This is a genomic window from Peptostreptococcus anaerobius 653-L (genome assembly GCF_000178095.1).
Classification (GTDB): domain Bacteria; phylum Bacillota; class Clostridia; order Peptostreptococcales; family Peptostreptococcaceae; genus Peptostreptococcus; species Peptostreptococcus anaerobius.
The window spans coordinates 1-13,328 of the sequence record NZ_ADJN01000007.1 but is presented as its reverse complement, the minus strand read 5'-3'; the positions used below and the strand labels follow the sequence as shown (position 1 = coordinate 13,328).

Here is a 13,328-nt window from a genome sequence, read left to right as displayed (position 1 = left end):
CAAGGGAGATAAAGTGTCCTTTATCTCCCTGTCAGCAGCTTTCAGAGTCACGTCCAGTCTTATTACTTTTACCTGAGAATTTCATTTTGCGCTTGACGTTCGCAATACTTGTCCCTTCGGTGGCTATTTTTAGCTCTCTCCTAAGACCTTCAACCGATATAAATTATCTTTTCATTAGTGATATATGTTTTACATATCTACATGAGTGATTATACATTAAATCTATAGTAGATTGCAATAGATTTTTGAAAACTTTTTCTCATTTTTTAAATCGATATTATCTATGTTAATTTTTTATAAAAGTTCACACTGATATTCCATTGATATTGCTTAAAATTCATTTCTTTTTTAAAATTAAATCCACCTTGAACTTATTAATATATTTACATTGTTTAAATCTATAACCCATATAGCTTTTAAATATTATCCACACTTTTTGCATTTATAATTATACTAATCTACCATCAAATCAACAAAAATGCTGTTTGAAACTTCCCTACCTTCTTGACCAAGTCTAAGTCTTCCATTATCAACTAATAAAAGCCCCTTATCAATATAGTTTTTGACCTTGACCATAAAGTCATTTTCTTCCTTATCAGTTAAATATTTTGTAACCGTATCTAACAGAATCCCCTCATTTTTTCTAAGACCCAATATGATTTTTTCATTAAATCTATCTTTACTAGCTATGACTTCCTTAAATTCAATTGGCTTTTTCTTATTGTCTAAGTCTTCCATATAATCCTTCATATTTTTGGTGTTCGTATACCTTACATCACCAATAAAACCAGATGCACCTAGACCAAATCCATAATAGTTCAAGCAATCCCAGTATAGGATATTGTGCTTGCATTCACAGCCTTCCTTGGCATAATTGGATATCTCATACTGATGGTAGCCTGAATCCTTTAATTTCTCGACAGTATACCTATACATACTAATATAGGTATCTTCATCAAAGTCATTTAGCCTACCATCTTGGTACATCCTGTAAAATGTAGTCCCTTCTTCAATAATCAAAGAGTAGGCAGATATATGGTCCGGATTCATTGCCACTACCTTTTCAAGACTTTCTTTCCAGTCTTCAAGGGTCTGGCCCTCAAAGGCAAATATCAAATCCACATTTATATTTTCAAGGCCCTCCTGTCTAGCAAACTCAAATGACTCTACAAATTGGTCCATATCGTGGATTCTACCCATGAATTTGAGATGCTTGTCCTGAACAGCCTGAAGTCCCATACTCAAACGGTTGACTCCATGCTTTTTCATAGTCCTAAGCTTGTCCCTTGTCAAAGTTCCAGGGTTAGACTCTATAGTATACTCACATAGGCTTTCTAAATTGACTTTCTTTTCTATGATCCCAAAAAGCCTGTCTAGTTGGTCTGGACTCAAAAGAGATGGGGTCCCACCGCCTATAAAGATACTATATATGTCTTCTTTTTTATCCATGTACAAGTCCATTTCCTTCTCTAGACTATCAAGATAGGAATTTATTTCTTCGTCTCTACCTACATACGATGTAAAATCACAGTAGTAGCATTTTTTTGCACAAAATGGTATATGTATATATATTGCTTTGTTCATTTTCACCTCATTTATCTCCTCAATACTCCTCATATACTATAATAATCTTTTATACAAAAAAATCTATGCCAAATAGAAAATTGGCATAGATTAGTTTTATAATAAACTTGATACTTATATATTACAATATCCAACAACCTTGTAGTTTGAAGATATCTTGTAATCCTTATCTAAGTTGTCAAATCCCCACTTAGAATCAAACATAGTAACATCTAGGATTACACCAAAGTATAGCATTACTATACCAGCATCAATCTTGTTGATGTAGCTTCCTGAGTAGTTCTCACTGTCTATAGCAAGAACAACCTTGCCACCATCAACTATAAATCTCCATGGCTGCTTGTTAAGAGCTGATGGAGCTAGTCTAGCATATGAAAATGCATCAAGTAAGGCTCTCTCTTCTAGAACTTCTACTGTAGCATTATTATTCCATTCATCTATAAATACCATTTCTTCTAGGGCTATTCTAGATGAACCAGTACCTTCAACCTTTATATCTGCCTTAGAGTAGTTATCTCCTGTTTTAACACTTGTTTCTACCTTTACACCACCATTAGCTGCATATCCCATAGCTATTAGGGCTACGACTTCCTTGTCAGACTCTATTCCTAGTGCCTTCTTAACTGCATCCTGGTCGTTAAAAGTTACCCAACAAGAATTAAGACCTAGGTCTCTAGTCTTTAATACTGCTCTTTCGCCAACATATCCGGCATTTTCTATATAGTGGTCCTTATTTTCAGATAGTAATACTAGGTATGTAGGAGCCTTTACAGCTACTCCGTTATATCCAGCAACTCCATACAATCTCTTGTAGGCTTCTTCACCTTCAATAAATCTTGATTCAACTGCTATGTCAGCAACCAATTTCTTACATTTTAATATAAACTTTTCTACTTCTAATAGCTTTGCTGTCTCTACTGGCATATCCTTGAAGTCTCTTACAGACCTTCCATTAGCTATCAATGACTTATAATCCATTACTCTACCTCCAAATGTTGTAATTAATAAATATTTTTTAATATTTCTATTAACCTGTCTTTCTCATTATCAGATGGATTTTTTATTACGTGCTCTAACATTTCGTTTAAAAGATTACCTATCATAGGTCCCTTAGCCAAGTTATTCTCAACTATAAACCTACCATCTATTTTCATCTGAGAAATAGAAAAACATTCTCCTGATTCTATTATATCATTATATACCCGAAAATATACATCAGCTTTCAGATTTTTTTGAATAATTTTTGCTAAAATAGCATTTTTCGCAAGTGATAAGTCGCCAAATCTGGACATAATTCTCTTAAGTCCTATCCTAAGGTCCCTTTCACCATGGGCAAACCCATCTTTTTCAAATAGGTATTCAAGGCTAGAATCATTCAAAAATCCATGTATTGCAAGGCTCTTATCTATATCCTTTTTCGAATACCTAAGAGCTCTCATGGTCTTTTCTAGGTCCTGACCTTCCATATCCAAAAATAAGTAGGCTCTTTTAATATCCTGCAATAACAAATTGTCAATATTACCAAAGTTAACTTCTATAAACTTATCCCCAAATATCTCATATAAGTGATCAATCTTAGTAGATAAGCCTATATTTTCATCACTAGGTCTGTAGCCAAGGAAAAACTTATCAACAAATCCACCTAAGTTATTCAGGTTTTTAACCTTATTAGGATCAGATTCTATAACCTTTTCTAACTCATCATGTATCCTTTCTGCAGATATGAGATGGAGCCTTAGGGAGTTTTCTTCTATATATTTCTGCGTGCTTTCTTCTATTTGAAAACCTAGTTGGGCAGAAAACCTAATAGCCCTCATAATCCTCAAGGCATCTTCCTTGAATCTAAGGTCCGGATTTCCCACACACCTAATAATCTTATTTTTTATATCCTCAAGACCAGAAAACCTATCGACAAGTCCCCTGCTTGGACTATAGGCCATGGCATTGATTGTAAAGTCCCTCCTAGAAAGGTCATCCACAATATTTCTAGTGAACTCTACTGACTCAGGCCTCCTAGAATCAAGATAATCACCATCAATCCTGTAGGTAGTCACCTCATAGGCTTGACCACCTACTAGTACTGTAACTGTACCATGCTTTATGCCTGTAGGAATAGTCCTATCAAACATAGCTATAATATCTTCAGGAAGTGCATCTGTGGTTATATCCCAGTCTTTTGGAGTCCTAGCCATGATGGAGTCTCTTACACATCCACCTACGACAAAGGCTTCAAAACCACATTCTTCAATTTTATCCAAGATAAGGGCTGCTCCCTTATCAATCATAATCTCCAAAAAATCACTCCTATTTACTCATCCAATTTAAGAACAGACATAAAGGCCTTCTGAGGAACTTCTACGCTACCAATCTGACGCATCCTCTTCTTTCCTTCCTTCTGCTTTTCAAGTAGCTTTCTCTTTCTAGAGATATCCCCTCCGTAACACTTGGCAAGTACGTCTTTTCTATAGGCTGCTACAGTCTCCCTAGCTATTATCTTGTTACCTACAGCTGCCTGAATTGGAACTGGGAACTGGTGTCTAGGTATCTCGTCCTTTAATTTTTCGCACATTGCCTTACCTCTTACAAAGGCTCTTGTCTCGTGTATTATAAAGCTTAGGGCATCTACCTGCTCCTTGTTGATAAGTATATCCATCTTTACAAGGTCAGATACCACATAACCCTTCATTTCGTAGTCTATTGAACCGTAACCCCTTGTTCTAGACTTAAGGGCGTCGAAGAAGTCATATATTACTTCATTTAGTGGCAATTCATAGTGAAGCATTACCCTTGTATCATCTATATACTCCATATTCTTCATAGTACCACGTCTTTCCTGGCACAGCTCCATTACAACTCCTACATAGTCCTTAGGTACTATTATATCTGAATTTACTATTGGTTCTTCTATAGTAGATATCTCAGCAGGGGCTGGTAGGTTGGCTGGGTTCTGTATCATCAAGACTTCACCATCTAATTTTGTCACCCTGTATATAACAGATGGAGCTGTTGTGATTATATTTAGGTCAAACTCTCTTTCAAGTCTCTCCTGAATAATCTCCATATGAAGTAGTCCTAGGAAGCCACATCTAAAACCAAAGCCAAGTGCTGCTGATGATTCAGATTCAAACTCTAGGGCAGCATCATTTATCTGTAGTTTTTCTAGGGCATCCCTAACATTTTCATACTTTTCGCCTTCTCCTGGATAGATACCACAGTATACCATAGGTGTAGCCTTCTTGTAGCCTGGTAGAGGGGCATCCGTCCTATTGTTAGCATCAGTTATAGTATCACCCACACGACAAGACCTGATGTCTTTTATACTGGCCGCTATATATCCAACGTCACCAGCAGTCAAATCTTCAAGGGCTGTAGCATTAGGTGCCATAACACCAACTTCAGTAACCTCAAACTTCTTCTTACTGTTCATCATCTCTATTGTCATGCCTTTTTTAACAGTACCCTCAAATACCCTCACATAGGCTACAACACCCTTGTAGGCATCATAGTATGAGTCGAATATCAAGGCCTTAAGTGGTGCCTCAGAGTCACCTACAGGGGCTGGTATATCGTTTACTATAGCCTCTAGTACATCTTCTGTATTTATATCGTTCTTGGCAGATACAAGTGGTGCATCTGAACAGTCAAGTCCTATCAGGTCTTCTATTTCCGTCTTAACATAGTCAGGTCTAGCACTGGGTAGGTCTATCTTGTTTATCACTGGCAGTATCTCAAGGTCCTGTTCTAGGGCTAGGTATACATTGGCTAGGGTCTGAGCCTCTACCCCCTGGGCAGCATCTACAACCAGTAGGGCTCCCTCACAGGCAGCTAGAGATCTTGAAACTTCATAGTTAAAGTCTACATGACCTGGAGTATCTATTAGATTTAGGTGGTATATTTCACCATCCTTGGCCTTATACTTTAGCCTCACATTCTGAAGCTTTATAGTTATTCCTCTTTCACGTTCGAGGTCCATATTATCTAATAGCTGAGACTTCATATCTCTTTCAGATACTAGTCCAGTCTTTTGGATCAGCCTATCTGCCAAAGTTGATTTACCATGATCTATATGAGCAATAATGCTAAAATTTCTAGTTCTACTTTGTCTATTTGTCAATTGAGCTCCTCCTTTTTCTTAAAATTTACATAAACTATCACCTTATATTTTACTTTAATTTGAGTGCAAGGTAAATACAGACTTACAAAAAAATATTTTTTTGTTAAAATTCATTATATAACTTGATTTTTAAGTGAAGTTCTGTTAAAATGGTGTATGTTGATTATGAATTTAGAACATATATAGGGAGGTGAAATATATGGCAAATATTAAGTCTGCTAAGAAGAGAATTAGTGTTATCGAAAAGAAGACTGCTCTAAACAGAGTTAGAAAGTCTCAGATAAAGACTGCTATAAAGAGATTTGATGATGCAGTAGTTGCAGGTAACAAGGAAGAAGCTCAGGCTAAATTCCAGACAGCTCAGAAGAAAATATATCAGGTAGCTTCAAAGGGAACTATCCATAAAAATGCTGCTGATAGAAAGGTTTCTAAGCTAGCTAATAGATTAAACGCTATGAACGCTTAATTAAGTTAATACTCTAGTATCGACGGGTACTAGTGATAATTGTGACAACGCAATGTATAGATTATTCTTGTGTGTCAAACGTTTGAAAATACTAAGAATGTTTTTGGTTATATGTTATCTATTTCATAGATATATAGATCGGATTCATACACGGACTATGGTTACCATATGTCCGTTTTTTCATGCAAATTAAGAGGTCTGAGGACTTGATATATACTTGCAAGCAAGTTTATATCAAAATCATCAGACCTCTTTTATTTAATTTTTCATTTTTATTTACTAGCTTAGTTACAATACTTGATTATAAATTTACTACTTTATTTGCAATACTTGGCTATAAATATCTCCAGTGATAGCCTATCTCCTATCAAACCCTGCTTTATCATATAGTCAGAGTCAGACAGATAGTTTATCATATCCACAAGAATCTCTTCGCTAAAGTTATTAGCCTGCCTAGATAGCTTATTTACAACAAAACTCGGCATACCCATATTATCCCTTATAATATTATAGGGCATCCTCTCCTTTTGCATCCTCTTGATTTGTATGATATTGTAGACTTGCCTAGTTATAAGAAAGATTATACCTAGACCGGACTCTCCCGAATCTATCATATCCTCTAGTAGTTTTACAGACATCTTTGAGTTTTTTGATGACATATAATAGAGAAACTTGAATACGTCGTTTTCTACCTTGTCCTTCATCATTTGGTCTATTATAGACTTGTCTACCCTACCTGCATCTCCAACAAATACGCATAGCTTTTTGATTTCATTCTCAAGGTCCATAAGGTTCATATCAGACTTCTTGTCACTATAACCAGACGTCTCTACCATATAGGCTATGACTGAGTTTTCTATATTGACCCTGTACTTATTAAATATCTGCCTCGACCAATTGAGCAGCTGAACATCTTCAAGTTTTTTGAGTTCTACCATATTGGCAAACTTGCCTAGCTTCTTGAAAAATGACCTTCTAGTATCAACTTCTTCATACTGGGCAAATACTATCAAGCTGGTCTCAGGGGCAGACTCTAGTATCTCAAGCAACTTCTTTTCATCATTGTCGTTAAAGTTCTTCTTTCTCCCCTTAAATAACTCAAAGTCCTTGATTATAATATACCTTCTCTCATCCATAAAAGGAAGAGTCTCAACTGCAGATTGGATCATGTCTATATTTGTTTCCTTACCATCTATAATGACCTGGTTAAAATCCAAAGTCGCAGGATTGGCCAAAGCCTTGAACTTATCTTCTAGTTCTTTTATCAGATATATCTCTTTTCCATAAAGGACATATATCTTGTCTAAATCATTCTTATCAAGTTGTTGAATCAATTCTTCCCTTTTCATATACGCCCTCCTCTACAAAAAATACACCCTGCTACACAAAAATATACCCTTTAAATATATTTTACCATATACCCACCCTTTATAGTAGTTTATACCTTTAAATATGTTCCACAACTTCTTCTTTGACCAAATAAAGCTCTCTTGTATACTTGCCCTTTTCTATATAATAATAGTCTAGATAAATGGCTAATCCTACAACTATTATATAGTATGTCAGCAACTTGAATAGACTTGGATCCCTAACATCAATATTATTTACCCCATAATCACCAATCCTCTTGAGTAGGACCATGACTAGGTCTATTATACTTGAATTGATATAAGCCAGTATTGAGTATATGGGTATGTTGATATAGTATGTGATTATAGATAGCATATCAAGGCATATAATAAGGGCCATCATAGGAAGGATGACCAAGTTTCCTAAGACACCCATTGTAGACACAGTCTCAAATTTATAGAGGACCAGGGGACTAGTAAATATAGCTACAGAGATTGATCCAGCAAGTATATCGGAATATACATACTGCTTGATATACTTTGTAAATATAGCGAGGGACAGCATGGCCAAAAAACTCAGTTCAAATGATATATTATATATGATATATGGATTTTGCAATACCATAATACTGGCTATAATAAATAGTATATTTATAAGGTCCACCTGCCTAAAGACAAAAAATCCCAAACAAGATAGGATAGTCATCAAAATAGCCCTACTTATGGAAGGACCTCCCCCTACTAGGCAATTATAAAATAAGAGAAAGACGCAAAGAATAGACAAGCGCTTGATAGAATTGATCTTGCCTACAAATATCAAAATTATACCGCATATTATACCTACATGGAGTCCTGATACAGCCATGACATGACTTGTACCAGAGTCAGAGAATATATACTTGTCTTCATCTTTAAGGGTAGTCTTATCGGCTACCAGGACAGCATTTAGTATATCGGAGTTTTTCTTGTATAAGGTCCTATTGCTATCAATTATATATTTTTTGATTCTCCCTATTAACCTATAAGCTGGGTTTTCTGAGACCTTCTTCATATCGCTGATCCTGATATATTTCTTACATCCCTTAGATCTTAGGTGCCTACCATAGTTAAAATCCCCAATGTAAAAATCATTAAGATCCTCTTCAAGGCCCAAAACTAGAACCCTATCACCTATCTGACAGTCTCTTGACTTGTTCTTATAATTGTTCTTGTACTTCATCTTGACAGCTATAAAGTCGTCAAACCAGTACTCTACAGTTTTTTTCTTAATGATTATATTTTTTACCGTACCTCTTGCTTGGACTTTGGGAGAATATCTCTTTTTAGAATTATTTTTATTATCTCCCCGATAGTTTTCTTTATAATTGTTTTTGTGGTTGTTTTTATGGTTGTTTTTATAGTTGCTTTTGTAGTTGATTTTATACCTATCTTTGTGGACTCCTTCATATCTTGCATCAAAAGCCTCCCTTGCATAAAACTGACTTATATCATCTTTGATAATTGGTCCAGCCTTTACAAATAATACCAAACAAAACAGGAATATACCCCATCTTCTCATTGCCGCCTCCTATAAAATATTCTTATATTTATATAGGCAGGTTCAAAATATTGTCAACCATTAGCCTTGTATATTTGCTAAAAATCCCAACAAAAAAAGGACCATGAAATCACTCACAGTCCTACCAATTACTCTTTAAACATATTCATTAATATGATTATTTTCAACAGCCAAATTCAATATTTTCTTCAAACTATTTAGTGTCTCAACATCCTTTCCACTCAAGAATGCGACTTCTCTTATAGACCTATAAGAAAATATCAAACTGCTTAGATGGCTAATGTCTATACTCAGGTCATAACTTGCATCATCATTCAACCTTCTAAGCCTTACATTAGCATCTTCTGTATATATTTCAAAGACCCCCCTGTTGTTGTCCAGGTAGTCGTCTTCTACTCTCAAATAAAATTTTTCTTGTGAATCCGATTTAATAGCCAGCCTCTCAATCAAGGACTCAAAATCTATAATCCTAGCCATCATAAAATTTTTAATCTCACATATGGCGTCCTTCGGATTGTCAAGCATAGACATTATCGGATCTGACATAGCAAGGTAAATAACTACCTTCTTGGCCTGGGTATTGTGGTTAAATACAAACTTTAGGACGGACTCATAAGCCTGCCTATCCCTATAATAAAGCTCTCTCACCGTAAATACGCCAGAATCTATACTATACACTATATATGCAACTGGTGTCAAGCCCCTATATGCTATATATATATGACCACCATCTATATCCATCTCCTCTACTAGGTCCCTAAAGTAGTCCTCATTCCTAATAGCATAGGCATTTTGCGGACTGCAGAAACCATCGTATATAGACTTTAGTTGACTTGCTTGGTCACTTGTAGCCCTCGAAAACTCGTCTTGAAGTTTAAATTTCCTAAGGGAGAATATATCCAGTTCAATCTTTTTCATATCATAGGCATTTGTATAGCCAAACTTAGTATAGAGCCTAAAATCTATAGGCATGAGTATAGAAACAGATTGGCCAAAACTCCTCATAGCAGCTAGTGAATATTCCATAAGCTGGCCCATCTTGCCTAGGCCCCTAGCTTCTGGAAGAGTAGACACCCCAACAACATATGAAGTGTCAAAATCACTTGTCCCTAGCCTAATCCTATGCTGGTTTAGGTGGATTGAAGAGATTATTTCAGAGTCCTTTTCCAAGACTACAACCTTAGTTGGGTCGCATTTTTTATCAAAATAAAAGTCTACATAGGCCTGGCTGTCCTCAAAACAGTAGGTCCATATATTCTTTAAAGAATCTATCTCATCTCTTCTAGCCATTCTAATCTGCATAACTATCTCCTATACTTCTCTTACAGTATACTTCTCAACAAATCTCTCTGGATAATAAGACATCTTAGCCTTTCTAAGACCTTCAAGTCCCATATCCTCTTCTCTATTAACCCATTCAACCTCTGGAAACTCATCAACAACAAACATCTTATTGATATAAGGATACAATCCTCTAATTTCACCATTGGCCTTTTCTATATGTATTAGAGCCATATTATCATTGATCTTTTCACCCATTGAGAAGGCTTCAAGCTTGCCATCAATGAAAACTCCGTATATTTTTAACTTATCCTTTAGGATTGAGTAGTTGTCAAACAACTTCTTCATACCTACAAATTCATCATCCTTACTATCCTCAAAGTCTTGGTCTCCACTCTTACCTTGACCCCATGACTTTAAAAGAGCATAGCATTCATCAAAGTCTTCTTCATTTAGAAGTCTTCTCTCTACCCTATCACCGTATTCTCTCTCAAAGTAGTTTAGATGATTCCTCTTGCTGCTTAATTTTCTTCCCTTTACTGTTCTGATCTTCTCTGCATCATATACATAGTCAGATATATCTCTTTCAAACTTATACTCAAACTTGCCTGGGTAGTTTTCTTTTAATAGTTCAACTACACTCTCATCAATACCCCTTAGGTAGACCCTTTTTTTGTCCTTGTCAAACCAATTCACAGCGTAATCAATAGCTTCCTTAATCTTTTCTTTAGGTGCTAGTGGAAGTATTGAGAATACCTCACCCTCATGTTCACCTACTAATACTGCAAATCCGTCACCTATATGGTAGTGAGTCTTGTATGCGTGCTGCCACATATATAATGTATTAAAACAGTACTCACATGCTTCATAGTCTACTAATTCAAAATATTTATCTAGAATCTCCTTTGATTCTATATTTATTTCCTTAAAATCCATTACTATCTCCTCTTTTTCTGTAAACAATAAACATCATCTACATCCATATATAGAATAACATAGCTAACCTAATCAGAACTTAATTGAAGATATATCAGTTACTATATGCTATTCACCTTCTAAATATGAAGACACATGATGTTCATTTTTTTATATTTATGTCTATACAATAATAGACCTCTTCTACTTGATACTATACTATAATATACCCTAGGTCACTAAATGTAAACCAAATTTTTACAATTAAGAAAGGAATAACGTTTTTATAATGAAAAAATATTATAAGCTACTTCTGGTATTATCAGTCACAATATTTATAACATCCTGTTCCTATGTAGGACCTCTATCAAGTAAATCCTCAAACCTACTAGAAATACACTCCATAGATGTAGGTCAGGGAGACTCTACCCTAATAGTCAGTCCAGATGGCCATAGTATGCTTATTGATGCCGGTGAAGACGAATACTCAAGAAACGTAATTCGGCATATCAAAAGGTCAAAAGTTAAATGTCTTGATTATCTTGTAGGTACCCACTTCGATAGCGACCATATAGGTGGTGTAGATAAAGTAGCCAAAGAAATACCTACAAAACAAATATTTCTTACAGATGACAAGGGGTCTAACAAGGACTTGATCGAAATAATCAATATATCAAAAGAAAAAAATATCCCCCTATCTCCCCTAAAATCTGGACAAACAATAAAATTAGGCAAGGATATATCCTATTACGTCCTAGCTCCCCTCAGCAAAAAAGAAGACAGCAATGATAATTCACTCGTCATACTCTTAAAATATCTAAACCACTACAGCATATTTACTGGAGATGCAGGTTCTAATATAGAATCAGAGATCCTGTCCCACTATACACTTCCAAGGGTAGACCTTTTAAAGGTAGGCCACCACGGTAGCAAAAACAGCTCCTGTGACCAATTCCTATCCAACCTATCTCCAAAAATCGCTGTAATATCTTGTGGATATGGAAACTCCTATGGCCACCCCCACCAAGATACCCTAGATAGACTCCACAAGGTCAATTCAAAAATATACAGGACAGACCTAAATGGGGACATGGTATTCTACTTTGATGGTTCCAAAATATATACAAAAAACAGGTACAAGTTTCAATAGAAGAAACCCCAATACTATGCCATATTTGCTGTTTAATAATCTTGTTTATAGCTTTAGGCTTCTTATAAAAAAATTGACCTACTTTGACCTAACTTAATGATATTTGAATCGTGCTTGACCAAATCTTTATGATATAATGGTATCAAATACAATATATGAGAGGTAATTAGATTAATCATGAATGATAAATATAAAGAAAGAACCAAAATAGTGATAGGACAGGATGGCATTGACCTCCTAAGAAATTCTAATGTACTAGTATTCGGTATAGGTGGAGTTGGCAGCTATGTTGTAGAAGGTCTTGTAAGAGCTGGCATAGGTAATCTTACAATTGTAGACTTTGATACTGTAGATATCACAAATATCAACAGGCAGATTCCAGCCCTACACTCGACAATAGGTATGAACAAGACAGATGTCCTAGAAAAAAGAATCAAGGATATAAATCCAGAAATAAATCTCAAGTGCCATACTAGCCTTTACAATGAGGATACTTCAGATACCCTACTAGATGGTGACTATGATTTTGTGGTCGATGCAATAGATATGGTTCCATCAAAGATCCACCTGATTGAATCTTGCTACAAGAGGGGCCTAAATATCATATCTTCAATGGGCATGGGCAACAAGCTAGACCCTACTATGATAGAAATAGCCGACATCCATAAGACTGAAATGTGCCCACTTGCAAAGATTATAAGACGTGAAGCTAAAAAGAGGGGCATCAAGAAACTCCCTGTTGTATACTCTAGGGAAAAACCAAGAGATACTGGTATAACACAAGAAGATGGCAGGACCAAAAGAGTCAACGGCTCAATGTCCTTTGTACCATCATGTGCAGGTCTTATTATATCATCTTATATAGTCAGAAAAATTATAGGCGACCTATAAAAAAAGGACAGGAACCCATG

The 13,328-nt window shown here is 35.6% G+C and carries 11 protein-coding genes and 1 riboswitch; of the genes, 3 read left to right on the top strand and 8 right to left on the bottom strand.

Annotation, left to right across the window (positions count from 1 at the left end; translation table 11 throughout):
- Positions 1-50: 50 nt before the first annotated feature.
- A riboswitch (glycine riboswitch) is annotated at positions 51-153 on the bottom strand.
- Positions 154-453: 300 nt separating this feature from the next.
- The 4 genes from hemW to lepA form a co-directional block, all read right to left on the bottom strand.
- Entirely contained in the window at positions 454-1,584 is a 1,131-nt protein-coding gene (hemW, locus tag HMPREF0631_RS00620; protein ID WP_039866099.1) for a radical SAM family heme chaperone HemW, read from the bottom strand.
- A 114-nt stretch (positions 1,585-1,698) separates the two neighbouring features.
- Entirely contained in the window at positions 1,699-2,562 is an 864-nt protein-coding gene (locus tag HMPREF0631_RS00615; protein ID WP_002842657.1) for a nitroreductase family protein, read from the bottom strand.
- A gap of 23 nt (positions 2,563-2,585) precedes the next feature.
- Positions 2,586-3,869 (bottom strand): CCA tRNA nucleotidyltransferase, encoded by a 1,284-nt coding sequence (locus tag HMPREF0631_RS00610; protein ID WP_242821650.1) that lies wholly within the window; start codon positions 3,867-3,869, stop codon positions 2,586-2,588.
- Between the two features lie 23 nt (positions 3,870-3,892).
- Complete coding sequence (lepA, locus tag HMPREF0631_RS00605; RefSeq protein ID WP_002842651.1) at positions 3,893-5,698, bottom strand: translation elongation factor 4; 1,806 nt, start codon at positions 5,696-5,698, stop codon at positions 3,893-3,895.
- 199 nt (positions 5,699-5,897) lie between these two features.
- On the opposite strand from lepA, the gene rpsT reads away from it, so the two are divergent.
- Positions 5,898-6,164, top strand: coding sequence for a 30S ribosomal protein S20 (rpsT, locus tag HMPREF0631_RS00600; protein ID WP_002842653.1), 267 nt, complete (start codon positions 5,898-5,900; stop codon positions 6,162-6,164).
- Between the two features lie 317 nt (positions 6,165-6,481).
- Here the strand turns inward: rpsT and holA are convergent, their stop codons facing one another.
- The 4 genes from holA to HMPREF0631_RS00580 all read right to left on the bottom strand — a co-directional run bounded on the left by holA (position 6,482) and on the right by HMPREF0631_RS00580 (position 11,288).
- Positions 6,482-7,513, bottom strand: coding sequence for a DNA polymerase III subunit delta (gene holA / locus HMPREF0631_RS00595; protein WP_002842654.1), 1,032 nt, complete (start codon positions 7,511-7,513; stop codon positions 6,482-6,484).
- A 97-nt stretch (positions 7,514-7,610) separates the two neighbouring features.
- Positions 7,611-9,071, bottom strand: coding sequence for a ComEC/Rec2 family competence protein (locus tag HMPREF0631_RS00590; RefSeq protein WP_002842659.1), 1,461 nt, complete (start codon positions 9,069-9,071; stop codon positions 7,611-7,613).
- 135 nt (positions 9,072-9,206) lie between these two features.
- Positions 9,207-10,373: a GNAT family N-acetyltransferase gene (locus HMPREF0631_RS00585; RefSeq protein ID WP_002842661.1), complete on the bottom strand. Its 1,167-nt coding sequence runs from the start codon at positions 10,371-10,373 to the stop codon at positions 9,207-9,209.
- Between the two features lie 9 nt (positions 10,374-10,382).
- Positions 10,383-11,288, bottom strand: a complete 906-nt coding sequence (locus HMPREF0631_RS00580; protein WP_002842655.1) for a DUF2156 domain-containing protein — start codon at positions 11,286-11,288, stop codon at positions 10,383-10,385.
- 268 nt (positions 11,289-11,556) lie between these two features.
- Between HMPREF0631_RS00580 and HMPREF0631_RS00575 the strand changes: the two genes are divergently transcribed.
- Positions 11,557-12,417 carry a ComEC/Rec2 family competence protein gene (locus tag HMPREF0631_RS00575; RefSeq protein ID WP_002842658.1) on the top strand — a complete coding sequence of 287 codons (861 nt, stop codon included), beginning with the start codon at positions 11,557-11,559 and terminating at the stop codon, positions 12,415-12,417.
- 177 nt (positions 12,418-12,594) lie between these two features.
- Entirely contained in the window at positions 12,595-13,308 is a 714-nt protein-coding gene (locus HMPREF0631_RS00570; RefSeq protein WP_002842650.1) for a tRNA threonylcarbamoyladenosine dehydratase, read from the top strand.
- Positions 13,309-13,328: the final 20 nt, after the last annotated feature.